The 26692-nt window shown below is 70.2% G+C and carries 22 protein-coding genes and 2 pseudogenes; 10 read left to right on the top strand and 14 right to left on the bottom strand.

Translation table 11 applies throughout. The annotated features are described in order from the left end of the window. Both NF20_RS27465 and NF20_RS23810 read right to left on the bottom strand, forming a co-directional pair. Positions 1–170: pseudogene (locus NF20_RS27465) on the bottom strand (acyl-CoA dehydrogenase); the annotation flags it as partial. Between the two features lie 41 nt (positions 171–211). Beyond that, the gene (locus tag NF20_RS23810; protein ID WP_019733492.1) at positions 212–1678 is read right to left on the bottom strand and encodes an IS1634 family transposase; all 1467 of its coding nucleotides are present in this window, start codon (positions 1676–1678) and stop codon (positions 212–214) included. Positions 1679–1981: 303 nt separating this feature from the next. On the opposite strand from NF20_RS23810, the gene NF20_RS23805 reads away from it, so the two are divergent. Continuing rightward, a complete protein-coding gene (locus tag NF20_RS23805) occupies positions 1982–2962 on the top strand; it encodes a phosphotriesterase (RefSeq protein WP_009979649.1) in 981 nt (326 codons plus the stop codon). A gap of 30 nt (positions 2963–2992) precedes the next feature. Here NF20_RS23805 and NF20_RS23800 read toward each other — a convergent pair whose 3' ends face one another. Next, positions 2993–4219, bottom strand: a complete 1227-nt coding sequence (locus NF20_RS23800) for an acyltransferase family protein (protein ID WP_155947431.1) — start codon at positions 4217–4219, stop codon at positions 2993–2995. 121 nt (positions 4220–4340) lie between these two features. On the opposite strand from NF20_RS23800, the gene NF20_RS23795 reads away from it, so the two are divergent. Both NF20_RS23795 and NF20_RS23790 read left to right on the top strand, forming a co-directional pair. Beyond that, positions 4341–5597, top strand: coding sequence for a DUF3068 domain-containing protein (locus tag NF20_RS23795; protein WP_003874069.1), 1257 nt, complete (start codon positions 4341–4343; stop codon positions 5595–5597). Between the two features lie 8 nt (positions 5598–5605). Then, positions 5606–7303, top strand: a complete 1698-nt coding sequence (locus tag NF20_RS23790; RefSeq protein WP_033711070.1) for a hypothetical protein — start codon at positions 5606–5608, stop codon at positions 7301–7303. Here the strand turns inward: NF20_RS23790 and NF20_RS23785 are convergent. Then, positions 7287–8453, bottom strand: a complete 1167-nt coding sequence (locus NF20_RS23785) for a glycosyltransferase family 4 protein (protein WP_033711072.1) — start codon at positions 8451–8453, stop codon at positions 7287–7289. The genes NF20_RS23790 and NF20_RS23785 overlap by 17 nt on opposite strands. 81 nt (positions 8454–8534) lie before the next feature. On the opposite strand from NF20_RS23785, the gene NF20_RS23780 reads away from it, so the two are divergent. The 4 genes from NF20_RS23780 to NF20_RS23770 all read left to right on the top strand — a co-directional run bounded on the left by NF20_RS23780 (position 8535) and on the right by NF20_RS23770 (position 11941). Continuing rightward, positions 8535–9302: a class I SAM-dependent methyltransferase gene (locus NF20_RS23780; protein WP_019733639.1), complete on the top strand. Its 768-nt coding sequence runs from the start codon at positions 8535–8537 to the stop codon at positions 9300–9302. A gap of 45 nt (positions 9303–9347) precedes the next feature. Continuing rightward, positions 9348–10829 carry an aldehyde dehydrogenase gene (locus NF20_RS23775; protein ID WP_009979657.1) on the top strand — a complete coding sequence of 494 codons (1482 nt, stop codon included), beginning with the start codon at positions 9348–9350 and terminating at the stop codon, positions 10827–10829. A gap of 315 nt (positions 10830–11144) precedes the next feature. Beyond that, a complete protein-coding gene (locus NF20_RS28590) occupies positions 11145–11276 on the top strand; it encodes a hypothetical protein (protein ID WP_019733640.1) in 132 nt (43 codons plus the stop codon). 23 nt (positions 11277–11299) lie between these two features. Then, positions 11300–11941, top strand: coding sequence for a TetR/AcrR family transcriptional regulator (locus tag NF20_RS23770; protein WP_003874075.1), 642 nt, complete (start codon positions 11300–11302; stop codon positions 11939–11941). 1 nt (position 11942) lies between these two features. Here NF20_RS23770 and NF20_RS23765 read toward each other — a convergent pair whose 3' ends face one another. From NF20_RS23765 to NF20_RS23745, 5 genes and pseudogenes are all read right to left on the bottom strand, one after another. Continuing rightward, on the bottom strand, positions 11943–12239 hold the full coding sequence (locus tag NF20_RS23765; protein WP_003874076.1) for a hypothetical protein: 297 nt from the start codon (positions 12237–12239) through the stop codon (positions 11943–11945). Between the two features lie 20 nt (positions 12240–12259). After that, a pseudogene (locus NF20_RS23760) lies at positions 12260–13788 on the bottom strand (class I adenylate-forming enzyme family protein). 87 nt (positions 13789–13875) lie between these two features. Next, positions 13876–14661, bottom strand: coding sequence for a crotonase/enoyl-CoA hydratase family protein (locus NF20_RS23755; RefSeq protein WP_003874078.1), 786 nt, complete (start codon positions 14659–14661; stop codon positions 13876–13878). Positions 14662–14800: 139 nt separating this feature from the next. Further along, positions 14801–16210: a WS/DGAT/MGAT family O-acyltransferase gene (locus NF20_RS23750; RefSeq protein WP_019734127.1), complete on the bottom strand. Its 1410-nt coding sequence runs from the start codon at positions 16208–16210 to the stop codon at positions 14801–14803. A 44-nt stretch (positions 16211–16254) separates the two neighbouring features. Further along, positions 16255–17451 carry an alpha/beta hydrolase gene (locus NF20_RS23745; protein WP_019734128.1) on the bottom strand — a complete coding sequence of 399 codons (1197 nt, stop codon included), beginning with the start codon at positions 17449–17451 and terminating at the stop codon, positions 16255–16257. 272 nt (positions 17452–17723) lie between these two features. Here NF20_RS23745 and NF20_RS23740 point away from each other — a divergent pair, with 272 nt between their 5' ends. Further along, positions 17724–18623 (top strand): alpha/beta hydrolase, encoded by a 900-nt coding sequence (locus NF20_RS23740; RefSeq protein WP_033711081.1) that lies wholly within the window; start codon positions 17724–17726, stop codon positions 18621–18623. Positions 18624–18625: 2 nt separating this feature from the next. Here the strand turns inward: NF20_RS23740 and NF20_RS23735 are convergent, their stop codons facing one another. The 3 genes from NF20_RS23735 to NF20_RS23725 are packed head-to-tail and all read right to left on the bottom strand — an operon-like array spanning position 18626 to position 22202. After that, on the bottom strand, positions 18626–19939 hold the full coding sequence (locus tag NF20_RS23735) for an amidohydrolase family protein (protein WP_019733847.1): 1314 nt from the start codon (positions 19937–19939) through the stop codon (positions 18626–18628). Further along, positions 19933–21123, bottom strand: coding sequence for a CoA transferase (locus NF20_RS23730; RefSeq protein WP_033711075.1), 1191 nt, complete (start codon positions 21121–21123; stop codon positions 19933–19935). The genes NF20_RS23735 and NF20_RS23730 overlap by 7 nt, the downstream gene beginning before the upstream one ends. 56 nt (positions 21124–21179) lie before the next feature. Further along, the gene (locus tag NF20_RS23725; protein WP_019734364.1) at positions 21180–22202 is read right to left on the bottom strand and encodes a MaoC family dehydratase; all 1023 of its coding nucleotides are present in this window, start codon (positions 22200–22202) and stop codon (positions 21180–21182) included. A gap of 133 nt (positions 22203–22335) precedes the next feature. Here NF20_RS23725 and NF20_RS23720 point away from each other — a divergent pair, with 133 nt between their 5' ends. After that, on the top strand, positions 22336–23484 hold the full coding sequence (locus tag NF20_RS23720; protein WP_081215406.1) for an acyl-CoA dehydrogenase family protein: 1149 nt from the start codon (positions 22336–22338) through the stop codon (positions 23482–23484). Positions 23485–23561: 77 nt separating this feature from the next. Next, positions 23562–24050: a CD225/dispanin family protein gene (locus NF20_RS23715; RefSeq protein ID WP_033717521.1), complete on the top strand. Its 489-nt coding sequence runs from the start codon at positions 23562–23564 to the stop codon at positions 24048–24050. 95 nt (positions 24051–24145) lie between these two features. Here the strand turns inward: NF20_RS23715 and NF20_RS23710 are convergent, their stop codons facing one another. Both NF20_RS23710 and fadD4 read right to left on the bottom strand, forming a co-directional pair. Beyond that, the gene (locus NF20_RS23710; protein ID WP_033711077.1) at positions 24146–25108 is read right to left on the bottom strand and encodes an enoyl-CoA hydratase/isomerase family protein; all 963 of its coding nucleotides are present in this window, start codon (positions 25106–25108) and stop codon (positions 24146–24148) included. A 3-nt stretch (positions 25109–25111) separates the two neighbouring features. Further along, positions 25112–26629: a fatty-acid--CoA ligase FadD4 gene (gene fadD4 / locus NF20_RS23705; RefSeq protein ID WP_023895733.1), complete on the bottom strand. Its 1518-nt coding sequence runs from the start codon at positions 26627–26629 to the stop codon at positions 25112–25114. Positions 26630–26692 lie beyond the last annotated feature (63 nt).

The raw sequence follows: 26692 nt of genomic DNA, 5'->3' as shown, positions 1-26692 counted from the left end.
CGCTCGCGGCCGATGTGCTCCAAAAAGTCGGAGTACCAGACTCTTTCGTGGTCGTCGGACTTCAACCGGGCCTTGCCCCGGGACTCGAAGAAGTCGACCGTCGCGGCCATGATCTCCGCCGAGCGGCGATCCGGGTAGCGGCGTTGCAGATGGTTGGGATTGAGCAACATGGGCGGGCTCCCGGCGGGTACTGGACCCGACTTTTATCAGGCTAGTGCGCACGTAGGCTGTGGATGTTTGCGAGGATTTCGGCGAGGTCGGGTGGTGGCGGTTCAGCAGCGGTCAGGGTGTGCTTGCCGGCTTGGATAGTGACGGTACGGTAGCGGCGTGCGGTGCGAACGAATTTCTTAATGCTCCAACCGGTTTGGTGCTCGATCCAGTGCGATACCGCCATCGCGGCGAAGACAACGCTGAGGTGGGCTTCGATGGAGTCGCGGGTGCGGTGATAGATCGGGCGGGCTTGCAGGTCGTGCTTGGACATCCGGAACGCCTTTTCAATGCGCCACAACTGGTGATACGCCTCGATGACGAAAGTGGCCGGTTGGCTCACCAGGTTGGTGGTGTATCCCTTCCACCCGGCCAACGCCCGGGCCTTGGCCTCCAGTGTGCGATTCACGCTCTTGGTAGCCCCGGTGAGCTGGATGTAGCGGTTACGTTTGACCGGGGCATGCCCGTCAACAGCACGTTCGGCCTTGGCCACCTGCTCATCGATCCCCCGCAGCGTGCGCCGGGCCCGGTCATGGCGGTACTGGTAGTGGATGATCCGGTCCGGGATGCCGCGGGTTTTCTCGCCGCTGGTTGATGGCCAGGGCTGGGTGAGCACCAGGCCGTCGGGGATCGCCTCATCGGAGTGCTTGTCGCGCCACTCGCGCACCACATCAGGTAAAAACGGAATCCTCGCGCCGAGAATGTAGGACAGCCCTGCCGCGTGCAGGGCGACCTGGTTGGCTTCCGAGATCATCCCGGCATCAGCGACGACCGTGACGTCGGTGAGTTGGTGAGCGGCCTTGAACGCGTTGATCACCGGCAGCATGGTCGCGGTCTCTGCCTTATTGCCCTCAAAGGCCGCCACCGTCAACGGGAACCCGCCAGCATCGGTCAACAACCCCAGGGTGATCTGCGGGTCCAACCGTCTTTCCTTGGAGAATCCGGGCTCCCGGAACCCATCACCAGCATCGGTCTCGAAGTGCAGCGTCGACACGTCATAGAGCACCAGACTGGCCGGACCCAATTGCGCGTGGGCAGCGCATGCGGTCGAAAGCGCTTGCCGGAAAGCGGGTTTGGCGAACACCGGCAGACGGCGGTTCAGCGTCGGATACGACACCGGGACGACCCCAGTCTCCTCGACGACCCGAAGTGAATCGGCCTTGCTGGTCGGTTCGATGATCCGGGCCAACACCAACTGACGAAACGCCTCATCCCCATCGGCGACGTTGGCGAACCCGACCTTGTCATAAGCAGCGCACAATGCTTCCCACAGCAGCGCCGACTTCGAGGACGTGATCGGCAACGGCTCGGCCGCCGAACGTTCGGCCAAGCCAAGGTCGAGTTGCGCTTGGCCGGCGGCCAGTCGCTGCGCCGCGGCAGCCTTCAAAGCGGCCACCCCGGCCTCGTCATGCGCCGAACCCAGATGCTCGATCCGGCGTGACCCGCGCCGCGAGGACCACACGACCTGCACAGCCATCGCCCCCGAGGATGTCTTCACCGTGCGCACATAGGCCACGCAGGCACCCTACGGCCCACCGGCTAGTGCACAAATCCGCACCAGGCCACAACCGAAGACACAGGTCACAGCCCTACACAACCGCCGGATCGCCGACAGTGATAAAAGTCAGGTGGTTGGGATTGAGCAACATGGGCGGGCTCCCGGCGGGTACTGGACGCAGACGAGGGTGACGGTAGCGCACCGACGCCCCTGCCGGGGAGGGCAAAACAAAACGACCTCTGTTGGTCAGATGCCGGTCGACCTAGCATCAGGGGCGTGTCAGAACTCAATACCGCTCGCGGGCCCATCGACACCGCTGCGCTGGGTGTCACCCTGATGCACGAACACGTGTTCATCATGACCACCGAGATCGCGCAGAACTACCCCGAAGCGTGGGGCGACGAAGAGCAGCGGGTGGCCGACGCCATCGACCGGCTCAACGAGCTCAAGGCGCGCGGCGTGGACACCATCGTCGACCTCACCGTCATCGGCCTGGGCCGCTACATTCCGCGCATCGCCCGGGTCGCGGCGGCGACCGAGCTGAATATCGTTGTGGCAACGGGGCTTTACACCTACAACGATGTGCCCTTCTATTTCCACTACCTGGGCCCGGGCGCGGAGCTGGGCGGCCCGGAGATCATGACCGACATGTTCGTCCGCGACATCGAGCAGGGCATCGCCGACACCGGCATCAAGGCCGGCATCCTCAAGTGCGCCACCGACGCACCCGGCGTCACCCCGGGCGTCGAGCGGGTGTTGCGGGCGGTGGCGCAGGCGCACAAGCGCACCGGGGTGCCGATCTCCACGCACACCCACGCCGGGCTGCGCCGCGGCCTCGACCAGCAGCGGATCTTCGAGGAGGAGGGCGTCGACCTGAGCCGGGTGGTGATCGGGCATTCCGGCGACAGCACCGACGTCGGCTACCTCGAAGAGCTCATCGCCGCCGGCTCGTATCTGGGCATGGACCGGTTCGGCATCGACGCGATCTCGCCGTTCGAGGACCGGGTGAACATCGTCGCGCAGATGTGCGAGCGCGGCCACGCCGACAAGATGGTGCTCTCGCACGACGCCAACTGTTATTTCGACGCACTTCCCGAGGAGTTGGTGCCCCAGGTCATGCCGAACTGGCATTACCTGCACATCCACAACGACGTGATCCCCGCCCTCAAGCAGCGCGGCGTCACCGACGAGCAGCTGCACACCATGCTCGTCGACAACCCGCGGCGCATCTTCGAGCGCCAAGGCCCCTATGGGTGAGCCGGTCCCGACGGTCGGTCCGCGACGAGATCACGGCGCGATTGCGTCGGCCTCAGCGTCGATGAGCTGGCGCGGCGCGGCGGGCTGGTGGCGTTTCCCCCAGCGGCGCAAGGCTTCCCGGCATGGCGACTCGACCAGGGCGTAGCTGACCGCGGCGATCGCGAAGCCGAAGATCAGCGTCAACACCAACACCGCGGGCATGCGGCCGGTGAACGGGAACGTGCCGAGCACCGGGAACACCATCGCCAGCGCCGCCAGGTGCCAGATGAACAGGCCGTAGGACCAGCGCCCCAGCGTCACCATCACGGTCGTCCCCAACACCCGGTGCGGCGTGTCCATCCGGTCCAGCACCAACGGGGCGATCAGCGCGAAGGCCACCAGCGAGCCCATCGCCGTCTTCACCGCGAACTGCGCGGGGGTGCCCGGCACCAGGCCCTCGGGACCGGCCAGCGGCGAGGCCGCGACCAGGTAGGCGGCCACCGCGACGACGGCCAGCAGCACCCGGCCCGTCCGGCTCTGCGCCAACCGCACCGGCCGGCCGATGCCGCCGTGCACCCATTCGGCCAGCAGCATGCCGGCGGCGAACCAGGAGAAGAAGACCGGCGGCCAGTTCAGCGGGTTGAGGCCCGAACCGGGGTGCACCGGCACCCAGCCCCACGCCCAGCTCAGCGCCCCCAGCGTGGCGATCGCCGGCACCCGCGCGGTCACCGGGAGGCGGCGGGCCAGCAACGCCAGCACCGGCAGCGCCAGGTAGAAGCCGACCTCCACGGACAGGCTCCACATCTGGGTCAGCCCACCGGTCAGCGTGAGCGGCACATAGATCTGGGTCAGGGTCAGGTTGGCCAGCCACACCGTCGGGCTGGGGTGGTCGGCGTCGGGCAACAGGGTCAGGATCACCACGACCGCCACCAGGTAGGCGGGCATGATGCGGACCACCCGGGACCGCAGGTAATGGCCGGTGCGGGGGCGCGGCGCCAAATCCCGTGCCGCCGCGGCGTGTCCGCGCCAGAGCAGAAAACCCGACAGCGCGAAGAACACCGCCACCGCAAGGTCGAAGCGGCCGAACAGCCTGCCGTCGACGCCGCTGGAGTGCCCGGTCTGGAACGCGACGTGGGTGACCACCACACCCATGGCCGCGCAGGCGCGCATGCCCTCCACGGCGGGCAGGAAGCTGCGCACCCCGCCCACCCGCTGGTCATCGCTCACCACCACAGTTTGCCTGTGCGCGCGGCCCGGAGAACGGGTACACCCGGGCATCAGGTTGGTAAGCCGCCGCCTTACTTTCTGCTGTTAGGGTCAAACGAGTTTGCCCCGGGCCGCCTGCTCGGGTCGGGTCGCGGCACAGACACGCAAGGGATCATGAGGAGGGCACGGCGACGTGAACCGAGCAGTCATGTTGCGGTTCGCCGCATGCGGGATCATCGGCCTCGGAGCTGCCCTGCTGATCGCTGCGCTGCTGCTGACGACGTACACCACCAGCCGGATCACCAAGGTCCCGCTGGACGTCGACGCCACGCTGATCAGTGACGGCACCGGGACCGCCCTGGACTCGGCGTCGCTGTCCACCGACCACGTGGTGGTCAACCAGAACGTGCCGCTGGTGTCCCAGCAGCAGATCAGCGTCGAGTCGCCGGCCAACGCCGACGTCGTCACGCTGCAGGTCGGAAGCTCGTTGCGGCGTACCGACAAGCAGAAGGACACCGGGCTGCTGCTGGCGATCGTCGACACCGTCACGCTCAACCGCAAGACCGCCACGGCCGTCTCCGACGACACCCACACCGGCGGCGCGGTGCAGAAGCCGCGCACCATCAACGACGAGAACCCGCCGACCGCGATCCCGCTGCGCCACGACGGGTTGTCCTACCGGTTCCCGTTCCACACCGAGAAGAAGACGTACCCCTATTTCGACCCGATCGCGCAGAAGCCGTTCGACGTCAACTACGACAGCCAAGAGGACGTCAACGGGCTGACCACCTACAAGTTCACCCAGAACGTCGGCTACAACGCCGACGGCAAGCTGGTGGCCCCGGTGGCCTACCCGTCGCTGTACGCCGACCAGGCGACCGACTCCAAGTTCACCGCCCCGGCGTCGATGTGGGGCATCCAGGGCGGCGACCCGAACGAGCAGATCACCATGACCCGCTTCTACGCGGCGCAGCGCACGTTCTGGGTGGACCCGGTGTCGGGCACCATCGTCAAGCAGACCGAGCACGCCCACCACTACTTCGCCCGCGATCCGCTCAAGCCGGAGCTCACGCTGGCCGACTACAAGGTCACCTCCAACGAGGACACGGTCGAGTCCCAGGTCAACGCGGCCCGTGACGAGCGCGACCGGCTGGCGCTGTGGTCGCGGGTGCTGCCGATCACCTTCACCGCGGTCGGGCTGATCGCGCTGGTGGGCGGTGGGCTGCTGGCCTCGTTCAGCCTGCGCAGCGAGAGCGCGCTGACCGACCCCGGCCTGGACCGCGGCGACCAGGACTTCTTCGGCCGCAGCGGGCTGGAAGAGCCGGTGTCCGGCGCCGAAGCCGAGACCGAGAAACTGCCCACCCAACGTCCCGATCTGCGCTCCGAGTCCGGTCCCGACGAGCCCACCGAGGCGGGGCCGACCGAGGCCAAGCCGCCCGACCGGGAATAGCCCGCCGCGTGCGCTGGACCCGGCCCGGGTACGCATTGGTCCTGGCGCTGCTGGTGGTCGGGCCGCTGTTGAGGCCCGGGTATCTGCTGCTGCGGGACGCGGTGTCGACGCCGCGGTCCTATCTGTCCGACACCGCGCTGGGGTTGACGGCCGCGCCGCGCGCCGCCCCGCAGGATTTCGCGGTGGCGCTGGCTTCGCACCTTCTCGACGGCGGGGTCGTGGTGAAGACGCTGCTGCTGCTGGGGCTGTGGCTGGCCGGCTGGGGCGCGGCCCGGCTGGTCGCGCTCGTGCTGCCGGGCGCGGGAATGCCCGGCGAATTCGTGGCCACCACGCTGGCGATCTGGAATCCCTATGTGGCAGAACGGCTTTTGCAAGGCCATTGGAGCCTGCTGGTGGGCTACGGCTGCCTGCCGTGGGTGGCGACGGCCATGCTGGGGTTGCGGACGGGCGGGGCCGGGTTTTTCGGGCTGGCGTTCTTCATCGCGCTGGCCGGGCTGACCCCGACCGGTCTGCTGCTGGCGGCGGCGGTGGCGCTGGCCTGCGTGCCGGTGGCCGGTGCGGGCCGGCGGCGTTGGGTATGCGCCGCGGCGGCGATCGGCGCCGCGGCGGTGGCGGCGCTGCCCTGGCTGGTCGCCGCGGTCACGGGTGCGGCGTTGCCGTCGCACACGCCGGCCAACCGGCTCGGCGTGGAAGCGTTCGCGCCGCGCGCCGAGCCGGGCCTGGGCACGCTGACCAGCCTGGCCAGCCTGGGCGGCATCTGGAACGCTGACGCCGTACCCGGTTCGCGCACAACGCTTTTCGCAGTGGCCTCGGCCGTGGTGCTGCTGGGCGTGGTGGCCGTCGGCCTGCCGGCGGTGGCCCGCCGTCCGGCGGCGGTGCCGCTGCTGGTGCTGGCGGCGGCCGCGGTGCTGATCCCCGCGGGGCTGGCCACCGGCCCGGGGCTGCGGCTGCTGGGCGCGGTGGTCGACGCCGCGCCGGGTGTCGGGGTGCTGCGCGACGGGCAGAAGTGGGTGGCGCTGGCGGTGCCCGGCTACGCGCTGGCCGGTGCCGGCGCGGTGCTGACGCTGCGGCGCCGGCTTTTCGGGGCCGCCGCCCCGGCGCTGGTGTGCTGCCTGGCGCTGATCCTGGCGCTGCCCGACCTGGTCTGGGGCGTGGGCGGCAGGGTGTCGCCGGTGCGCTACCCGCGCGGCTGGCCGGCCGTCGCGGCGGCGATCAATGCCCGGCCCGACGCGGTCGCGGTGCTGCCGGCCGGCACCATGCGGCTGTTCTCCTGGTCGGGCCCGGCGCCGGTGCTCGACCCGCTGCCCCGCTGGGTGCGCGCCGACGTGCTGAGCACCGGCGACCTGGTGATCTCGGGAACCACCATCGCCGGTGAAGGCGCGCACGCCCGGGCCGTGCAGGAGCTGCTGCTGTCCGGGCCCGATCCGGCGGCGCTGGCCGCCGCCGGGGTGGGCTGGCTGGTGCTGGAGGCCGACAGCGCCGGCGAGGTGGGCGCCGCCGCGCACACCCTGGGCGCGGCGGCGCCGGTGTACCGGGACGACGAGATCGCGCTCTATCGGATCGGCGGGCACACCGCCGGTGTGGCCGCCGATCGCCGGGCGGCGACGCTGATCGCGCATCTGGCCTGGCTGGTGCTGCTGCTCGGCAGCGGGGCCGGTGTCCTACTCGGTGCGTGCCGGCGCCGCGGGGTCAGCCGCGCCCGCTGACCAGGCCGCTGACCGTGCGGCCGGCCTGCACCGCTTCCAGCACGCCGCGCATCGCGTCGGCGCTTTGCGCCCAAGAGAATTCGCCGCTGCGGGTGTGCGCCTTGGCGCCGAGCTGGTCGCGCAGCACCGGGTCGGCGAGCAGCTGCTCGAGCCGGTCCACGAGCTCGGCATGGGTGTCCACCAATATCCCGGTCACCTCGTCGACGATCGAGTCCGACAGGCCGCCCGAGGAGCGGTAGCCGATGGTCGGCACCCGGTGCTGGGCCGCCTCGACCACCGCCAGACCCCAGCCCTCCTTGCGCGACGGCAGCAGGTGCACCCAAGCCCCTTGCAGCACATGGTGTTTCGTCACGTCGTCGACGTGACCGTGAAACGTCACCGCCGAACCGATGCCGAGGCGGTCGACATGCTCGACCAGCCGCTGCCGCCACCAGCCGTCGCCGACGATGTCCAGATGCAGGCCCGGCACCCGCGGCCGCAGCCGGGCGACGGCCTCCAGCGCGTCCTCGATCTGCTTGTGCGGCACCAGCCGGGACAGCACGACCACCCGCGGCGCGGCGGCGCGGGGCCCGGACAGCGACGGCGCGGGCGCCTCGTCCAGGCCGTTGCGCACCACCGCGATCCGGGTGCCGTCGACGCCGAGGGCCACCAGGTCGCGGGCCGACGGCAGCGACACCGTCACGTACTGGTTGCGCCGGTTCAGCCGCGGCGACAGCGTCGACTCGACGAACCAGCCCAGCCGGCCTAGCACCGGCCCGGCCACCGGCCACTGCTCGCGGTGGCAATGGTGCACCAGCACCACCACCCGGCGGCCGTAGATCAGCCGGGCCAGGAACGGCAGGCCGTTCTGGGTGTCGACGACCACGTCGGGCCGCACCGCGCGCAGCGGCCCCAGCCCCAGCCGGGCGACCGCCATCGCCAGCAACGCCCAGATGTACACCGAGTAGCGGCCGCCGGCCCGGCTGATCCGGACGCCGTCGACGACGTCGCGGCGCGGCGCCCCGGGATAGCGGGCGGTGCGCAACGTGACCGCGATCCCGGCCGCCGCCAGCTGCGCGCCGATGCGCTGCAGATAGGCCTCGCTGCCGCCGCCCTGCGGGTGCCCGGTATCGCGCCAGCACAGCAGCAGCACGGAGCGCAAGGAAGACATCAGTGGTTCAGCCTAGCCGGACGGGCGCCGCCGGCCGCGCCATGCGCGTCGCGCCCGCATAAGCCTGCATAAGGTTGCCCCGTGGCCGTGACCGACATCTTCGCGCGCCGGGCGACGCTGGCCCGCTCGGTGCGGCTGCTGTCGCAGTTCCGCTACGAACGGTCGGAGCCGGCCCGCTTCTATGGCGCGCTGGCGGCCGACACCGCGGCGATGGTGGACGACCTGTGGCGGGCCGGGCACGGCGAATCCGCGGCCGGCCGCACCCTGCTGGACGTCGGCGGCGGGCCGGGGTACTTCGCGGCGGCCTTCACCGACGCCGGCGTCCGCTACCTCGGCGTCGAGCCCGATCCCGGCGAGATGCACGCGGCCGGCCCCGTCGTCGCCGCCGACACGGGCACGTTCGTGCGCGCCTCGGGCATGGCGCTGCCGTTCGCCGACGACTCGGTGGACATCTGCCTGTCCTCCAACGTCGCCGAACACGTGCCGCGGCCCTGGCAACTCGGCGCCGAGATGCTGCGGGTGACCAGGCCCGGCGGGCTGGCGGTGCTCTCCTACACCGTGTGGCTGGGCCCGTTCGGCGGCCACGAGATGGGCCTGACCCACTACCTCGGCGGGGCCCGCGCCGCCGCGCGCTACGCCCGCAAGCACGGCCATCCGGCCAAAAACAACTACGGGTCGTCGTTGTTCGAGGTGTCGGTGGCCGACGGCCTGGCGTGGGCGGCGAGCACCGGCGCCGCGCTGGCCGCATTTCCCCGCTACCACCCGCGATGGGCGTGGTGGCTGACCTCGGTCCCGGTGCTGCGCGAGTTCTTGGTCAGCAATCTGGTGCTGGTCCTGCAACCCCAATAGTGAAACGTGTTCTCGTTTTGCCTCGGCTTGGGTAGGGTGGCGCCCATGAGCGACATCCAGACTCAGGCCAAGACCGAATACGACAAGCTTTTCATCGGCGGCAAGTGGACCGAACCGTCCACCTCCGAGGTGATCGAGGTGCACTGCCCGGCCACCGGTGAGTACGTCGGCAAGGTGCCGCTGGCCGCGGCGGCCGACGTGGACGCCGCGGTGGCCGCGGCCCGCGCGGCCTTCGACAACGGCCCGTGGCCGACCACCCCGCCCAAGGAGCGCGCGGCCGTGATCGCCAACGCGCTCAAGGTGATGGAGGAGCGCAAGGACCTGTTCACCGGGCTGCTCGCCGCCGAGACCGGCCAGCCGCCGACCAGCGTGGAAACGATGCACTGGATGAGCTCCATCGGGGCGCTGAACTTCTTCGCCGGCCCGGCGGTGGACCAGGTCAAGTGGAAAGAGGTGCGCACCGGGGGCTACGGGCAAAGCATCGTGCACCGCGAGCCGATCGGCGTGGTGGGCGCGATCGTCGCCTGGAACGTGCCGCTGTTCCTGGCCGTCAACAAGCTGGGCCCGGCGCTGCTGGCCGGCTGCACGGTGGTGCTCAAGCCGGCGGCCGAAACACCGCTGAGCGCAAACGCTTTGGCCGAGGCCTTCGCCGAGGCGGGGCTGCCCGAGGGCGTGCTGTCGGTGGTGCCCGGCGGCATCGAGACCGGGCAGGCGCTGACGTCCAACACCGACGTCGACATCTTCTCCTTCACCGGCAGCTCGGCGGTCGGCAGGGAGATCGGCCGTCGCGCCGCCGACATGCTCAAGCCGTGCACCCTGGAGCTGGGCGGGAAGTCCGCGGCCATCGTCCTCGACGACGTCGACCTGCCCTCGGCGCTGCCGATGCTGGTGTTCTCCGGGATCATGAACAGCGGGCAGGCCTGCGTGGCCCAGACCCGCATCCTGGCCCCGCGGTCGCGCTACGACGAAATCGTGGATGCGGTAAGCACTTTCGTGCAGTCGCTGCCGGTGGGTCTGCCGTCGGACCCGGCCGCCCAGATCGGTTCGCTGATCAGCGAGAAGCAGCGGGCGCGGGTCGAGGGCTACATCGCCAAGGGCATCGAGGAGGGCGCGCGGCTGGTGTGCGGCGGCGGCCGCCCCGAGGGTCTGGACAGCGGCTTCTTCGTGCAGCCGACGGTGTTCGCCGACGTCGACAACAAGATGACAATCGCCCAGGAGGAGATCTTCGGGCCGGTGCTGTCGATCATCCCCTACGACACCGAAGAGGACGCGATCAAAATCGCCAACGACTCAGTGTACGGCTTGGCCGGCAGCGTGTGGACCGCCGACGTGCAGCGGGGCATCGCGGTGTCGGAGAAGATCCGCACCGGCACGTACGCGATCAACTGGTACGCGTTCGACCCGTGTTGCCCGTTCGGCGGCTACAAGAACTCCGGCATCGGCCGGGAGAACGGGCCCGAGGGTGTCGAGCACTTCACGCAGCAGAAGAGCGTGCTGATGCCGATGGGCTACACGCTCGAGGGCTAGGCCTGCCCGCGCCCGCCGAACGTGCACTCAGCGCGAATTTCCTGCCGGTTTTTCGCCGTGAGTGCACGTTCGGCGTTTGGGGGGCGGTGCCGGCTTGGCCCGGCGTGTCCCGGGGGCGGCACGGGCTCGCCACGATTATGCAATAGAGCATATTTTCCGGCCGTTTACCAGGGCGTAAGCGAGCGGGGCGGCCCGTCGTCCGGCGCATTTGTGCGGTATACGTCACATTGCGCCTGAGAGATTGCTTAATTTACGGGCGTCTTATATGGTTCTTAGCATAATCAAGGGCTGCACGCAGGCCGGGAGATACCAATCATGTGGATCATTGAGCTCAACGTCGCGGGCTACCAATTCACCCGCGAGATGCCCGACTTGCGGCGCCGCTCCTTCCGCTTCAGCCCACGTCACATGCACTGGCCGGCACTGCGGCATTCGCACGCGGCCTGACGCCGGCCCGGGACTCACTGACCGTGCCGACCACCAAGCAGCAGGCCCCGGCCAAGCGCGGGGGCACCCGGACCAAGATGCTGGCCAGCGCCGCCGAGGTGATGCGCGAGCGCGGCGCCGCCGGCGTGACCATCGATGCGGTGCTGGCCCGCAGCGGCGCACCGCGCGGCTCGGTCTACTACCACTTCCCCGACGGACGCAACCAGATCCTGGCCGAGGCGCTGCGCTACTCGGGTGACTCGATCACCGCCCTCATCGACCAGGCGGCCGGCCGCGGCGGCCGGGCGCTGCTGCGCGAGTTCGTCGAATACTGGGAGCGGCTGCTGACCGAGGGCGGCTTCACCGCCGGCTGTCCGGTCGTGGCCGCGGCGATCGGCTGCTCGGAGGACGAGGGCCCCAAGCTGTCCGCCGAGGCCGGCGCCATCCTGGGCCGCTGGTGCACCGCGCTCACCCGCGCCTTCGTCAACGACGGCTTCGACGACGCCGACGCCGCGTCGCTGGCCGTGATGTCGATCGCCGCGCTGGAGGGCGGCATCGTGCTGTCCCGCTCGACCCGCAACGCCGGCCCGCTACATCAGGTCGGCGAGCAACTCGAATTCCTGATCAAGGCAAGGGAATTCGTCGTCCGCAACAAGATCCCGGGCAAGCAACCCGGCTCGCGGTGACTCAGTCGCTGGCCGGTAGCGGCTTGACCTCTTTGAGCTGCAGCGGCGTCTGGCCGATGCTCAGGCTTCCCGCGCCCGGCTTGGTCACCAGCACCTCGGCGCCGGTCTCGTCGACGTAGCGCTTGCCCATCACCGTGCCGTCGGCGAACGACGGGTCCAACTCACCGGAGCGCTCGGCACCCACCGGGACCATCGGCACCCCGCCGCAGCGCAGGTCGTCGAGGCTGTCCGCACTCCTGACGACGATCACCTGGGTGTCGCACACCTGGCTGGCGAGACGAGTTCCGTTCTTGATCATTGATTTCCGTCCTTGATCGCTTACTGCTGGGCCGGTGCGACGCGCAATCCGGCTAGGGTCGCGATGATCTCCCGCCGCAACACCTTGCCGGTGGCGGTGGTGGGCAGCTCGTCGCGAAACACTACCTCGTCGGGCGTGCGCGAACCGCGCAAACTCTTGCGGACGAACTCGCGCAATTCCTCGGATCGGGGTCGACACCGGCCGCCGGCACCACCACTGCGACGATGGCCTGGCCCCACTGCGGGTCCTCGACGCCGACCACCGCGACGTCGCGCACGTGGGGATGCTCGACCAGGACCTCCTCCAGCTCGGCGGGCGCGATGTTCTCCCCGCCGCGGATGATGGTGTCGTCGCTGCGCCCGCCGATGAACAGGTAGCCCTCGTCGTCGAGCATGGCGATGTCGCGCGTCGGGAACCAGCCGTCCTCGTCGAGCACCGAGCCGATCCCCGTGTAGCGGCCCGAGACCTGCTCGCCGCGCACGAACAGTTCCCCGGTTTCCCCGGGCGGCAACACATTTCCGGCTTCGTCGCGGATCTGCAGCTCGATGCCGGCCACCGCCTGCCCCACCGATCCGAGCCGCCGCGCGGCCTCGGGGGTGGTCGCCGCCAGCGCCGCGCGGTGGTCGTCGGGGGTCAGCACCGCGATGGTCGAGCTGGTCTCGGTGAGGCCGTAGGCGTTGACGAAGCCGACGTGGGGCAGCAGCTCCAGCGCCCGGCGCACCAGCGGCAGGCCGACCTTGGAGCCGCCGTAGGCCAGGTTGCGCAGCGACGGCAGCTCGATCGGCGCCCCGGTGTCCGGGTCGCCGTTCTCCAGCACCGTGACGATGCGGTCGAGCATGGTGGGCACCACCGTCGCGGTCGTCACGTTCTCGGCGTTGATCAGCCGAACCCATTCCCGCGCATCGAAATTCGGCAGGTACACCATCTTGCGGCCGGCATACAGATTCGACAGCGCGGCGCTGACCCCGGCGATGTGGTAGGGCGGGACGCAGATCAGCGCGGCGTCGGTTTCGTCGGCCGCCCCGAATTCGACGGTCCCGGTGATGTAGCTGGTCAGGTTGTTGTGCGAGAGCTCGACGGCCTTGGGCTGCGAGGTGGTCCCCGAGGTGAACAGCACGATCGCGACGGAGTCCGGGTCGGCGAACGCGTCCGCGGCGGGCTCGGCGGCGCGGGCGGCGGCTAGGAAGTCGTCGGAGTCCATGACCCCGCCCGGCGCCTCCCCGACCATGTCGCGGTAGCGGGCGTCGACCACCACCAACGGCTCGGGCAGCCGCTCGATCAGCGCCCGGATGCCCTCGGCGGAGAGCCGGTAGTTGATCGGCGTGAAAGCCACCCCGGCGCGCGCCGCGGCGAAGATCAGCACCGGCAGCAGCACGCCGCCGGTGCCCACGTAGACCAGGTGCTTGGCGTTCGAACCGGCCACCACCGCCGCGCCGCCGTCGGCGAGATCGCTGAGCTCTTGGGTGGTCAGCCGCACGTCTTGCGAGACCACCGCCGTGCGCTCGGCGTTGCTCGACGCGGCCATCTCGAGCAGCAGCGAAATGCTCATCCTCGGTCTTCCTGCGGTGTCAGCACGTTACAAAGCCGGCCAAAAGTGTCATGTCCGACTGTAGCTTAGATCACCGCCCGGGACCGATCAGGTGCCCGTCCACTTGGGGGGCCGCTTCTCGGCGAACGCGATGGCGCCTTCCTTGGCGTCGTTGGAGGAGAACACGGGGGCCAGCAGCTTGTTCTGCTCGGCGAACATGGTCTCCGGGCTCCAGCCGCGGGACTCGACGATGATCCGCTTGGTGGCGGCCACCGCCAGCGGCCCGTTCGCCGCGATCTTCTCGGCCAGCGCGATCGCCTCGTCCAGCGCCGCACCCGGCTCGGCCAGCACGTTGACCATGCCGAGCGCGTGCGCCCGCTCGGCGCTGAGGTTGTCACCGGTCAGCGCCAGCTCCATGGCGATCGCGGACGGGATGCGCTGCGGCAGCCGCAGCAGCCCGCCGCCCCCGGCGACCAGTCCACGCTTGACCTCCGGGATGCCGAAGGCCGCGTCCTTGGAGGCGACGATCAGGTCGGTGGCCAGCGCCAGCTCGGTGCCGCCGGCCAGCGCGTAACCCTCGACCGCCGCGATCAGCGGCTTGGCCGGCGGGCGTTCGGTGAAACCCATACCGCGGCCCTCGACGATGGGCAGCTCGCCGCGGGCGAAGGCCTTCAGATCCATACCCGCGCAGAAGGAGCCGCCGGCCCCGGTCAGGACGCCGACCGACAGACCGGGCTCGTTATCCAGCCGGTCGACGGCGGCGGCCAGTCCGTTGGCCACCGCGGCGTTGACCGCGTTCTTGGCCTTCGGCCGGTTGATCGTGATGATGAGGATCCGATCCCGTTGTTCGACCAGGACCTCGGGTTCGCCGGCTTCTTCGTTCCCAGTGCTCACGTGCCGCACAGCTCCTTCGGGTATCGGTGGCGCACCAACTGCGACCGTCGGACCGATGGTAACGGTCGGCCGGAACGGCGTTGACGTACCCCGAGATTCCGGTTACCGCCGGAGCTGAACGGCGGCCGGAGCGGACCGGTCAGGCCGGTGCCATCGCCGCCTCGATGACCGTGAGGTCTTCGGAAAACCCTGCGGCCCTTCGTATTTCGATGAAGTCCTGGACCATGGCTTCGGTCACCTCGTGCGGATCCTTGCAGGTGGCCCCGTCGGTGAGCACCGAGATGTTGAGCTGATCGACGTAGCTCCACACGGTGATGTTGAGGCCGCTGCCGGCGGTCAGCGGACCCACCGAGTAGATCTCGGTGACCAGCGCCCCGCCCACCCGGCCGCGTTCCCGCGGCCCGGGGACGTTGGAGATGTTCAGGTTGAGGATCTTGTTGTGCCCGTCGCGGGCGGACGCCCACTGGAAGAAGGCCCGGGTGGGTGCGGGCGGCATGTAGGCCGCCCACCGGCTGACCAACTCGGGGCCCATCAACTGGTGACTTTCCTTGGCGGAGATGGCGTTTTGGTGGCAGGCGACGACCCGCTCCAGCGGGTCGTCGTGGTCGACGGGCAGTGCCACCAGCATGCCGGTGAAGCGGTTGCCGGAGATCCGCTCCGGGGAGAAGTCGAAGCTCACGGGCACCGACGCCAGCAGCGGCTGGGCCTGTCCGTCGTAGCGCAGCAGCAAGGTGCGCAACGCCCCCGTCGACATCGCCAGCACCATGTCGTTGATCGTCGCGCCGAGCCGCTTGCCGGTCTCCTTGACGTCGGCCAGCGCCAGGGTGGCGGTGGCGAACCGGCGCTCCGGGGTGAGCTTGTGGTTCATGAACGTCGGCGGCGGCTCGAACGGCCGGGTCAGTTCCGGGGACAGCTTGCGCGCGCTGCGCCGCACCCGGCCCAAACCCTGGGCGGTGTAGCGGATGGTGTGCGGCAGCCGCCCGACGTGGCGCAGGTGATCGGCGAACGCCGACACCATCAGCTGGCGGGTGGTCGGGGGCGGATCGCAGACATACGGCCCGCCCTCCGGCCCGGGCTGCAGGTCCATGCCGCGGGCCAGCAGATTGGCCGAGGCGACACCGTCGGCGAGGGCGTGATGGATTTTGCCGACCACCGCAATCCTGTTGTTGGCCAAGCCTTCCACGAAATACATCTCCCACAGCGGGCGGCTGCGGTCCAGCGGCGTGCTGGCGATCTGCCCGATGGCCTCGTCGAGTTCGCGCCGGCCGCCGGGCGGGGACACCCGCCACGGGCGGATGTGGTAGTCGAGGTCGATCTCGCAGTTCTCCCGCCACATCGGGTGGTGGAAGCTGAACGGGACCTCGACGAGCTGGTAGCAGAACGGATCGAGCTTGTTCAGCCGGCCGGCGATGACTTGCCGGAACGCGGCGACGTCCAGGGAGCGCCGATCGGCGTCCAGTTCGATGACGGCGGCCTTGATGGTGTGCATGTGCACGTTCGGTGCTTCGCTGTACAGCAGTACCGAGTCCCAGCCGCTAAGCCTCTTCACCGCTGCCCCTTACCCATAGAGGGACCATACTCAGCGCAGGCAGCTCAGATGACCTCTTTTGCCCCGATCCGTGTCTTGCTGCGATGAACCTGATCGAGGAACAGCGAGCACACGTGTGCCGCCGCACCGGCCCGCTCGCCGTCGATGAGGTCGTATCCGTGGCCCGCGCCGGGCAACTCCAGGTAGCCCACCGTCGAATGCGATACCGCCCTGAGCCGCTCGACGAAGCTGCGGGCCTGCTCGACCGGGATGACGCTGTCCTTGCTGCCGTGAATCACCAAGAACGGCGGCGCATTTCGGTGCACCCGGGCGATCGGCGAGGCGTCGCGGAACACCTCGGGATGACGGGCGATCGACTTCCTGACCACCACCCGCTCCAGAAAATCGACGAACCGGACCCGCTCCGGCGTCGAGCGGTCCTCCCAGTCGTAGCGGCCGTAGATCCCGACGACCGCGTCCACCGAGGTGTCGGCGCCCTCGGGCAGCATGCCCCGGTACTGCGGGTCGTCGGGAGTCAGCCCGGCCAGCGCGCTGAGGTGGCCGCCGGCCGAACATCCCGCTATCGCAACGAAATTGCGGTCGCCGCCGAACTTGTCGACGTTGGCCCGCGCCCAGGCGATGGCGGTTTTGACGTCGACGATGTGACGCGGCCAGCGGTGGTGCGGGGCCACCCGGTAGTCGATCGCCAGGCACACCCAGCCCTGTTCGGCCAGCCGCGACATGAGCGCCGAGCCCTGGCCCATGGACTTGCCGTGCACCCAGGCGCCGCCGGGCACGAAGATCAGCACCGGCGCGGGCTGCGCGGGCAGGTCCTTGCGCCGCCACACGTCGAGCACCTGGGCCGGGTGGTGGCCGTAGTGGACGGCGCGCCGATACAGGTGGCGGTGCCGGCGCACGCCGTCCCAGATCGGCGGGGTGCGCTGGGCCACCGGCCATTGGCTATCCAGCTCGGCGGCAGATACCAGCCCGCGCAACGCCGCCAGGGAGACCTGCTGCGTGCTCTCCCGGTCCCGGCGCCGCGCGTCGCCGCCACCCGGGGCGAACATGTCCCGGGTGGCCGCCGAGATCACCTCGGGTGCGTGCCGGGCGCCCCACATGCCCATGGCCGTCAGGCCGGCCAGCGGCTCGAGGTGCCTGCCGACCACCGGCAGCGACGCCCCGGCCAGGCTCACGGCCAGCGCATAGTCGGCGGGGCGGGCCCGCAGCAGCCACTTGAGGTAGGGAGTCATGCCCGGCGCCATGGCCGGAACTGTACCCCCGTCCCGGTCCGCGAAACGGGCGATTGCCCACACCCGCGGGCCGGCGCCGCGGGGCTTTGCCCGGCGGGATCGCTGTGCGCGGTATCGAGGCTGTTGAAACCGATTCGGCGGTTCGCTGTGCGGAGCGGATTTCGCTGCGCGACACGCTCACGGCGCGGTGCGGCCGGCGATCACCCGGCGCCGGGCGGGCCGGTTCGCGGATCGCCTCGCCCTATAGCGGTGCCCCGCTGGTGGCCGTCGGTGATACTGATCCGGTGCCGAACAACGATGTTCATCCTGACCTGCAACGATTTGCCCGGTTCGCGCCGCGACGACTGGTCGGCCCGCGAACGCTGCCGCTGATGCGGGTGGCGCTTGCCTGGCGCGGGCGGCTGGGCAAGCCGGTCCGCGACGTCCAGGTGATCACGCTCGGTTCCGGGGTGGGGGTCCGCCTGTTCCGGCCCGCCGGCGCCGCGGAGACGACGCCCGCGCTGCTGTGGATCCACGGCGGCGGCTACGTGCTGGGCACCGCCCAGCAGGACGACCAGCTGTGCAGCCGGTTCAGCCGACGGCTGGGCATCACGGTCGCATCGGTGGATTACCGCCTGGCGCCCGAACATCCGTATCCGGTGCCGCTGGAGGACTGCTATACGGCGCTGACCTGGCTGGCCGGTCTGCCGTCGGTGGACCGCTACCGCATCGCCATCGGCGGGGCCAGCGCCGGCGGCGGCCTGGCCGCGGCGCTGGCGCTGCTGGCCCGCGACCGCGCCGAGGTGAGCCCCGCATTCCAGCTGCTGACCTATCCCATGCTCGACGACCGCAGCTCGGACACCGCGCCCAGCCCGAACTATCGGCTGTGGGACAACCGCAGCAACAGGTTCGGCTGGGCGGCCTACCTCGGCGCCGCCGACCCGCACGTCGCGGTGCCCGCCCGGCGGGAAGACCTCAGCGGACTGCCGCCGGCCTGGATCGGGGTGGGCACCCATGACCTGTTCCACGACGAGGACCTCGCCTACGCCGAACGGCTGCGGGCCGCCGGGGTGCCCTGCCAGGTGGAGACCATCCCCGGCGCCTTCCACGGCTTCGACCTGATTTTGCCGAAAGTTCAAGTGTCGCAGCGGTTTTTCGACAGCCAGTGCAACAGCCTGCGGGCCGCGCTGACGCCGGCCGGCTGAGGTCACATCGCGAAGTAGACGAGCTCGCCGCCGATGATGGTGGCGGCCACCATGCCGGCGTCCAGTTCGGCCAGCGCGGTGTGCGGCGGCTCGTTGAGCACACACAGGTCGCCCGGCTCGCCGGGCTGCACGCTGCGCACCCGGTCCGGCTGGTCGGCCCGGCCCAAAAACATCGTCAAAGCCGTTCGCGCCGAGACACATTCGCGGGCGCCCAGCACGACGCCGCTGGGCGTGGTGCGGTGCACCGCGGCGCGCATCGCCGTCCACGGGTCGCCGTGGCCGAACGGCATGTCGGTGGACAGCGCGACGGGCACCCGCGCGTCGCGCAGCGAAGCGAGGCGCCACAACTGGTCGTGCTCGTCGGCGGGCACCTCGGCCAGGTACTGATCACCGCGCTCGGCGACGAAATTGGGCTGGGTCACCACGGTCACCCCGAGTTCGGCCAGATCGGCCAGGTTGTCGTCGGGCACCACGGCGGCATGTTCGATGCGGTCCCGCGGGTGGGTGCCGGCCGCCCGCAGGGCGGCGATGGCCACCACCAGCTGGGCGGCGGTTACGCAATGCACGGCGACCGGCTGGCCCGTGTCGTGCTGTCCGGCAACCCATTCCGTGAGGGCGTCGAGGTCGAGGCGGTCGTCGTGCAGGATCTTCTTGCCCGGCGAGAGGAAGCTGGGCCGGGGCCGGAATTCGCCGCGCGCGTGGGCGGCGGCCAGCGCGGCCCGGTCGTCGTCGTCCAGGTCGGGGGTGGCGTCGGTGACGCCGGTGACGCCGGTCGCGGTGATCCGGCGGCTGAGCTCGGCCAGGTCGGTCTCCCGGTGCGCCAGCGCCTGCGACCAGCCGCGGTCGGCGCTGCGCAGCCGCCCGTCCGGGTGTTCGGCCAGCCCGATCCGGCCCAGCGCCTCGGAATTGAGGATCCACAGCGCGCCGCTGCGGTGCTGGATGCGGACCGGGAGGTCGCGCACGATGGCGTCCAGCGCGGTCCGGTCGAGCGCGCCGGCGACCGAATCGTGGTAGCCCACGGCGCGGATCCACCCGTCGGGTCCGGGCGTGGCGTTGGCCAGCAGCCGGGTGAGCTCGGCGCGGGTGCTGACGCCGGGCGGCCCGACGAAGAACGAATCCAGCGCCGAGGCCGCCGAGCGCAGGTGCACGTGGTGGTCGTGCAGCCCGGGCAGCACAGTGCCGCCGCCGGCGTAAAGCACCCCCTCCCCCGCCCTGGCCGCCAGGCCGTCACCCGCGGGCGCCACCTCCTCGATCCGCGCGCCCACCCGGATGTCGGCCGCCGTCCCGTCCAGCAGGGTGGCCCGCTGAATCAGCATGACAGGCAACGCCTTTGGCTGACCAGGTGACGCACGGCGGCGTTGTCGGCGCCCAGCGCGGAGGCCGGCCCCGACGGCGGCGGTGGCGCCGGCGGTGACACCGGCGCATCCGACGTCGGCGGCTCCGTGCCCAGCGCGGCGTAGCCGGCGGCGACACCGGCCATGGACAGCCGGATGAGTTCGCCGCCGCCGCGGCCCAGCGATTCGGCCACCGCCAGGGCCGCATGCAGCCCGGTCAGCGGGTCGGCGATGGCGTCGCCGCAGAACACCGGCCCCGCGGCGCTGGTGCCCACCAGGCCGCCGCCCACCGCGGCGTCATCGCCGAAGCCCGGCCGATCGTCGTCAAAAGCAGTTATTTGCAGCCAAATTCGCCCGGGCCGAGGCGCGATGTCGGCCGGTCCGAGCCCGCGACGTCGCAACGCCGCCGGCCGGGAACCCTCGATCACGATGTCGCTGACGGTGAGCAGCTCGCGCAATTGGTCGGCGTCGCGGTCGAAATCGATTCCGTAGCAGAGCTTTCCGTGATTCATCCAGTCGAAGAAGGCCCGGTTCCCGGCCCGGGTGCCGTCGGGGCGGCGCGGGCTTTCCACCTTGACGACGGTGGCCCCGGCGCGGGCCAGCAGCTGCCCGCACAGCGGGCCGGCCCACATCGAAGACAGGTCGGCGACCAGCAGGCCGCGCGGCGAACGCGGCGCGCCGCCCGGTGCGGTCGGCTGGATGCGTTCGGCGGCCGGGCGCGCCTCGCCCAACGCCGCCGCGGGGATGTCGAGCAGCGCCGCCCGCTCGACGATTTCGGCGGTGGCCCGGCCGGCGGCCCAGCACCGCAGCGCCGGCCACGGGTCGCCGGCCACGTCGTCGACCTGCAGCAACGCCGGGACGGCGGCCAGGTCGTCGGCGCGGGACAGGGTGAGCGCGCAGTAGCCGTCGCGGGCCGCCAGCAGCCGGGTGGCCCCGCCGGGCGACACCTGACCGGCGCGCCGCAGCCCCAGCAGGGCGGCCCGCCCGCTCAGCAGGACCACCGCGTCGGCGTCGACGCGCAGCCGGGCCCCGATGGCCGCCGCCACCTGGTGCGCCCGGGACAGCACGGGGGCGCGGGAGAAGTCGGCGGGGCCGTCGGGCAGGCCGGTCAGATAGGCCAGCCCGCCACCTCCCCAGTCGGTCGCGGCCGCGCTCACGTCACCCATTGTGCTCGGGGCCGTGCTCGCGGCGGTGCTCATGGCGGTGCTCGCGGGCGTGTGGCTCAGAACTGCAGCGCGTCGAACCGCCAGTCCAGCACGGCGCGGTCCGGCTCGTCCGGTGTGTCGCTGACCGCGTACACCAGCGACCGCAGCCCTAGCACGCCCCCGTGTTCGGTGGGCCGGGCGGATTCGATGTGCAGTTCGCTGTAGAGGGTGTCGCCCTCGTGCACCGGCCCGGTGTGATCGCAGGACCGCCAGCCCAGCACCGTCACCAGGTTGGGCAGCAGCCGGGCGGCCTGCGCCAGCGCCAATCCGATGGTGTGCCCGCCGTACACCAGGCGCCGGCCGCCGACGCGTGAATCATGATGTGTGGCAGCGATGTTCAGCGTCAGCCGGGCCAGTTCGGGTGCGCTGCTGACGACGTCGCCGGTGCTGTGCAACACCGAACCCGCCAGGGCGGGGTCGAAGTGCGGGCCGGGCACCTCGGTGCGGAAGACCGCGCCGTCCCATTGCGCGGTGGGATCGTGCGCCGGACCGGGCACGTCGGCGCCGATGCCGGACAGGTCGTCGTGCGGCACCGAACCAGCCTCGGGCGTGAATTCCGGGCTGGCGGGCAGCATTCCGCACCGGTAGAAGTCGAGCACCAACTGGTCGGCCTGGTCGATGGTGATCATCCGCAGCGCCGCCATCCCGGTGGGGGCCCGGCCCGGCTTGGGTGAATTGGCGCGCAGCCCAACCACTTCGGTGCGCGTGTAGAGGGAATCGCCGATGACCGGGAAGCGGTGGAACACCAGGCCGCGATAGAACAGATTGGCCTTGACCCGCTGGGTCACCAGCGTCGACTGCCCGATCGCCACGTCGCACACCAGCCCCGGGTGGGCCAGCGGCGCGGGCAGGCCGGTCACCGCCGCGCACAGATCGGCGTCCAGCGCCAGGCGCAGCCGGTCGCCCAGGATCGCCTGATGGGCGGCGGCCAGCCCGGACGACAGCGTCACCGACGGCGCCCAGTCGAACACCTGCCCCACCGAGAGGTCGTCGAAGTACGGTCCACCCTCGCGAATTCGCGCATACCCGTCACTGGTCACAACGCCACATGCTGGCAGGCTGTGGAATCGAGGGTCAATCCGGATCGGACCCCAACGTCGACTTCTGGGCGCCAATTCGCGGGTTTTCGCCCGGCAAGTCGACGTTCGGCGCGAATCGGTGAGGTGGGCACAGGTGAATGACGAAGAGGACATGCTGGTCGCCACGGTGCGGGCGTTCATCGACCGCGAGGTCAAACCGACCGTGCGCGAGGTGGAGCACGCCGATGCCTATCCCGAGGCGTGGATCGAGCAGATGAAGCGGATCGGGATCTACGGGCTGGCGGTGCCCGAGGAATACGGTGGTTCGCCGGTGTCCATGCCGTGCTACGTGCGGGTCACCGAGCAGCTGGCGCGCGGCTGGATGAGCCTGGCCGGGGCGATGGGCGGGCACACCGTGGTGGCCAAGCTGCTGACGCTGTTCGGCACCGAGGACCAGAAGCGGGCCTACCTGCCGCGGATGGCCAGCGGCGAAATCCGGGCCACCATGGCGTTGACCGAGCCCGGCGGCGGCTCGGACCTGCAGAACATGTCGACCACCGCGCTGCCCGACCCCGACTCCGACGGCCTGGTGATCAACGGGGCCAAGACCTGGATCAGCAACGCCCGCCGTTCCGGCCTGATCGCCCTGCTGTGCAAGACCGACCCGAAGGCGACGCCGCGGCACAAGGGCATCTCGATCCTGCTCGTCGAGCACGGGCCCGGCCTGACGGTGTCGCGGGACCTGCCCAAGCTGGGCTACAAGGGCGTCGAGTCCTGCGAGCTGTCCTTCGAAAATTTCCGGGCGCCTGCGACGGCGGTGCTGGGCGGTGTTGCGGGCCAGGGTTTTTCGCAGATGATGAAGGGTCTGGAGACGGGCCGCATCCAGGTGGCCGCCCGCGCGCTGGGGGTCGCAACCGCGGCGCTCGAGGATGCGCTGGCCTATGCCCAGCAGCGGGAGAGTTTCGGGCAGCCGATCTGGCAGCATCAGTCGGTCGGGAATTATCTGGCCGACATGGCGACCAAGCTCACCGCGGCCCGCCAGCTCACCCGCTATGCCGCCGAACGTTACGACAGCGGCGAACGCTGCGACATGGAAGCCGGGATGGCGAAACTGTTCGCCTCCGAGGTCGCCATGGAGATCGCGCTGAACGCCGTGCGCATTCACGGCGGCTACGGCTATTCACAGGAATACGACGTGGAACGGTATTTTCGTGACGCGCCCCTGATGATCGTCGGCGAGGGCACCAACGAAATCCAGCGCAACGTGATTGCCCGGCAACTGGTGACCCGCGGCGGGATCTGACGGCGCAATCGGGGCCGACCCGCAAAGTTTGGGAGTATATTTGCCTGACTTCTGAACCGAAGGGAAAGGCAGCAGCCATGACTAATCCCCCCGCGCCGCCCGGAGGTTCGCCGGAATGGCAAGGCCAGCAACCGGAATGGCAGCAGCCGGAAGGCCAAGGCCAGCAACCGCCGTGGCAGGGCCAGCCGCCGCCGGCCTGGCAGGGGCCGCAGCCGGGCGGCTGGCCGGGCCAGCAGCCCGGGGCCTGGCCCCCGCCCCAGCCCGGCTGGCAGGTCGCGCCGGAGCCGGAGAACTATCTGGTCTGGGCGATCCTGTGCACCGTGCTGTGCTGCCTGCCGTTGGGGATCGTGTCGATCGTCTACTCCACCAAGGTCTCCGGGCTGTGGGCGCAAGGCCGCTACGCCGAGGCTCAGGAGGCGGCCAACAACGCCAAAAAGTGGGCCATCATCGGTGCCATCGTGGGCGCCGTCGCCGCCGTGATCTTCGTGCTCATCTACGTCGTCGCCGGGGTTTTCGTGGTCTCGCACCTGCCGTCGACGACCACCACCACCTATTCGGGCTTCTGACGTCAAACGGGGTCGTCGTCCTCGCGTAAGTGTAGGAACGGGGCCGACAAAAACCGCCGCCCTGTGGCCACTCCAAGCCACAGTGACACAACGGATTACGACGAGGCCGTTGCCGCTTCTACCTCGTCCACCAGCCCCCAGGACAACGCGGTCGCGGCGCCGACCGTGCGGCCCGACAGCACGAGATACGCCGTGCGCCAACGCCCGATCCGCCGGGTGATGCTGACGGTACCGCCGGCGCCGGGGATCAGCCCCAGCGCCAACTCGGGCAGCCCGAACACCGCGTCGTCGCGGGCGCTGACCCACCCGCAGAACGCCGCCATCTCCAGTCCGCTGCCCAGCACCCGGCCGTGCACCTCGGCGCGGCACGCCCGGCCGAACCGGGCGGTCAGCGCGTCGAGCACCAGCGCGGGGCTGTGCCGGGTGCGCGCCAGGTGCGCGCTGGCCGGATCGGCGAAGGTGCCGAATTCGGCGAGATCCCCACCGCTGCAAAAGGAGGGGCCGTTGCCGCTCAACACAATTCCGGTCACCGACGGGTCGAGCTGGGCGACCGCCAGCGCCTCCAGCAGCGCGGCGCGCGCATCGGTGGAGAACGCGTTGTGCCGTTGCGGCCGGTTGAACGCGATCCGCAGCACGTCGCCGTCGCGCCGGGCGAGCACCGGGTCGGCGATCTCGGGCATGCGGGCCGGGCCGCGCTCGTCGAGCCAGCGCGCGAACTCCGGGCCGGCCTGCAGCGTCGAATACGCCAGCGACTCGGTCAGCAGCCCCCGCGCCGCCGGCCCCGCGGGATCCACCGCGCGCAACACGTCGTCGCAGATCGCGCTGGCGTGCGGCCACCGCCCGCAGCGCGCCGTCAGCTCGTCCAGCGACGTGGACACCGAATCGACGGTGACGGCGCGACGGTCCGTGCAGGCGTCTTCGGTGAGGGTGAAAGTCGCTGCCTCGAGCCAGAATTCGGACCGGGCAATCTGGTCAGCCGATCCGACGGCGACGATCACACCCGGCGGTGAGGCGGGGCCGTCCTGCGGCGCGCTGGAGAGGTCGACCACCCGCAGCATCGGTCACACCGAATACTTCTCGATTAGCCCGTTCTTGAAGAGCTTGCCAGTGTCGGTGCGCGGCAGCTGCTCCTCGAATGCGATCGCTCGCGGACACTTGTAGTGCGCCAACCGATCCCGCAGCCAGGACAGCAACTCGGCGCCGAATTCGTCGGTGGCGTCGCCGGGATCGACGGTCTGCACGGCCGCCATCACCCGCTGGCCCATCTCGTCGTCGGGCACCCCGAACACCGCGGCGTCCAGCACCTTGGGGTGGGTGACCAGAAGGTTCTCCGCTTCTTGCGGATAGATGTTCACCCCGCCGGAGATGATCATGTGGTGGCGCCGGTCGGTCAGGTACAGGTAGCCCTCCTCGTCGACGTAGCCGACGTCGCCGACGGTGACCCAGCCGTGCTTGTCGCGGGAGGCGGCGGTCTTGGCCTCATCGTTGAGGTATTCGAAGGAATACCCTCCGCTGAAATAGATCTCGCCCGCCTGCCCCGGTGGCAGCTCGTTGCCGTTCTCGTCGAGGATGTGGATCTCGCAGGCCATCGGTTTGCCCACCGAACCGGGATGGGCCAGCCACTCCTCCGCGCTGATCAGCGTCGAGCCGATGGCCTCCGAGGAGGCGTAATACTCGTCGATGATCGGGCCCCACCAGTCGATCATCTGCTTCTTGATCTCCACCGGGCAGGGCGCCGCCGCGTGCATCACCCGCTGCAGGCTGCTCAGGTCGTACGAATGACGAACGGCTTCAGGCAGTTTCAGCATGCGGGTGAACATCGCCGGGACGAACTGGCCGTGCGTGACCCGGTACCGCTGGATGGCGTCCAGGCAGCCCTCGGCGTCGAATTTCTCCATCACCACCGTGGTGATGCCGCCGGCCTGCGCGCTCATCGACCACACCGACGGCGCGGTGTGGTACAGCGGAGCTGGGCTGAGGTAGATCGACTCGGGCGTCATCCAGAAGCCGACCAGCGCCGACATCATGCCTGGGGCTTCGGCCGGATGGACATGCGGCAGTTCGCGTTTGATGCCCTTGGGCCGTCCCGTGGTTCCGGACGAATACTGCAGCAGGTCGCCCTCGAGCTCGTCGTCGATGGGCGTATCGGGTTCGCCGGCAACGCATTCCGGGTAGCGCTCCCAGCCGTCGAGGTCGCCGTCGGCCATCAGCACCAGATCCGGCAGACCGCCGGGCAGGTGCTCGCCGAGCCGCGCGCAGGTGTCGCGCAACGCCGCCGAACCGACGATCGCCCTGGCCGAGCTGTTGTCGACGATGTAGGCGGCCTCGGCGGCGGTCAGATGGGTGTTGATCGGCACGTAGTACAGGCCGCTGCGGCGGGCCGCCCACATCACGGCATGGATATGCTCGTTGTTCTCCATCAGGATGGCGACCGTGTCGCCCTCGCGCAGACCCGCCTTGCGGAACCGGTGGGCCAGCCGATTCGCGCGCGCTTCCAGGTCGTCGAACGTGACGACCGTGCCGGACGGGTAGAGGATGACGGCGGGCTTGCCGGCGCCGAGATACTCGCGGATCTGCATGCGCAGACTGTACCGCCGGCAAACTTGACGGGTGTCAAGTGGTCGGCAAGCCGGTCGGCGAGC

Origin of the sequence: Mycobacterium sp. MAC_080597_8934, assembly GCF_000523975.1 — a bacterium.
GTDB lineage: Bacteria > Actinomycetota > Actinomycetes > Mycobacteriales > Mycobacteriaceae > Mycobacterium > Mycobacterium avium.
The sequence above is the reverse complement of the archived record's forward strand: the minus strand, read 5'-3'. Positions and strand labels throughout refer to the sequence as shown.

Bases quoted from the DNA above. Each gene is read 5' to 3' on its own strand.
- NF20_RS23800 (WP_155947431.1), bottom strand. From the start codon at position 4,219: ATGCCCGGGTGTACCCGTTCTCCGGGCCGCGCGCACAGGCAAACTGTG.
- NF20_RS23785 (WP_033711072.1), bottom strand. From the start codon at position 8,453: ATGTCTTCCTTGCGCTCCGTGCTGCTGCTGTGCTGGCGCGATACCGGG.
- NF20_RS23775 (WP_009979657.1), top strand. From the start codon at position 9,348: ATGAGCGACATCCAGACTCAGGCCAAGACCGAATACGACAAGCTTTTC.
- NF20_RS28590 (WP_019733640.1), top strand. From the start codon at position 11,145: ATGTGGATCATTGAGCTCAACGTCGCGGGCTACCAATTCACCCGCGAG.
- NF20_RS23765 (WP_003874076.1), bottom strand. From the start codon at position 12,239: ATGATCAAGAACGGAACTCGTCTCGCCAGCCAGGTGTGCGACACCCAG.
- NF20_RS23745 (WP_019734128.1), bottom strand. From the start codon at position 17,451: ATGGCGCCGGGCATGACTCCCTACCTCAAGTGGCTGCTGCGGGCCCGC.
- NF20_RS23735 (WP_019733847.1), bottom strand. From the start codon at position 19,939: ATGCTGATTCAGCGGGCCACCCTGCTGGACGGGACGGCGGCCGACATC.
- NF20_RS23730 (WP_033711075.1), bottom strand. From the start codon at position 21,123: ATGGGTGACGTGAGCGCGGCCGCGACCGACTGGGGAGGTGGCGGGCTG.
- NF20_RS23715 (WP_033717521.1), top strand. From the start codon at position 23,562: ATGACTAATCCCCCCGCGCCGCCCGGAGGTTCGCCGGAATGGCAAGGC.
- NF20_RS23710 (WP_033711077.1), bottom strand. From the start codon at position 25,108: ATGCTGCGGGTGGTCGACCTCTCCAGCGCGCCGCAGGACGGCCCCGCC.
- fadD4 (WP_023895733.1), bottom strand. From the start codon at position 26,629: ATGCAGATCCGCGAGTATCTCGGCGCCGGCAAGCCCGCCGTCATCCTC.